The sequence below is a fragment of the Neptuniibacter sp. genome (assembly GCF_024231755.1).
Taxonomy (GTDB): Bacteria; Pseudomonadota; Gammaproteobacteria; order Pseudomonadales; family Balneatricaceae; genus Neptuniibacter.
Genome location: NZ_JAAEQH010000248.1, coordinates 1 through 1175 on the forward strand (window position 1 = coordinate 1; position 1175 = coordinate 1175).

Genomic DNA, 1175 nt, shown 5'->3' on the forward strand with positions numbered 1-1175 from the left:
CTCGGAGAGGAGATAAATAAGCCGATCGTGATTAACCCGGTCGAAAAACTTTGATAAATCAATGTCAACAACATACTCTTTCCCGCTCTTTACGATCCGCTGTGCTGCTTCCACGGCTTGTCGCTGGCTGTAACCAGGACGAAAACCATAGCTGTGGTCTGAAAAGGTCAGGTCGAGTATAGGCTCAAGAAGCTGTTTAATCGTTGCCTGGACGACTCTGTCACGTACACAAGGTACTCCGAGCAAACGAACTCCAGCTCCTTTACCGGGCTTGGGTATTTCTACCCGGCGTACTGGGTTTGGTTTATAAGTCCAGCTTCCAATTTCTCCCAGAAGCTGAACCAGTTCCTCTTCAAGACGGCTCTCGAAATCCTGAATGGTCACACCATCTATTCTTGGTGAGCCACCGTTCTTCTTTACCGCTTTAAACCCCGTTTCCAGACTGCTCTGGTCACAAAGTTTCTCAAAGAGACTCCTCTCATCAACAAATAGGTTCAGTTGTCTCGTTTTGCTTTTCATTTTGGGCTGTCTCTTCATCGTCCCGCATCTCCTTTAATTAAGCAGAATGTATACGTCTTCCCTGAAAAGGAGACTCCTATGGCTGAACTCGCGGCAACCACTATTCCGAGATTCTGTTCCATGTCACATGTTCCACCCTTCGGCTCCAGCATCTCTGCCACTTTCCGATAGTTTTACCCTCAGATACGTCACCGCATCCTCATCGGCTACCGATTTTACGCCTACTATGGCTTCATCTGAAGACCCTCTGTCCATAACGGTAACATTGCTGCACCGCTTAGGGCACGGCTGTCGCAGTTACAACCGGCCCGGCATATGCAGACGGCCCTTCACCGGGTAAGATCACGCACTTTCATTGCCCACCCATCTCCTATACCCCACGGAATACGGAAGGATATCGGGCTTCGGTAGTCGACGGCACCTCGCCCTTTCCGCGAAGCCTACCAGAGATTCACACCGAGTTTGAGTGACAAGTTTGATTTAGGCTTCCTTTAGATCCCTCATTGGCTATCCTTCACCGTGATTCCCTCCTCGGGTAGATCAAGATAGTTTCTTCGGGCACCCTCGGAGTCTGCGCTTACCTGCCATCATCTACATATTCCCTCCTTCAGGGTTATGGCTGGACTTACACCAGCTAGTTCGTGACCATGCCGGTC

Annotated in this window: 1 protein-coding gene; it reads right to left on the reverse strand. The window is 50.0% G+C overall.

All coding sequences use genetic code 11. The features are described from left to right. Positions 1-537: reverse transcriptase domain-containing protein (locus tag GY843_RS13235; RefSeq protein WP_297310407.1), on the reverse strand; the 537-nt coding region annotated here is incomplete at its 3' end. Between the last annotated feature and the right edge of the window lie 638 nt (positions 538-1175).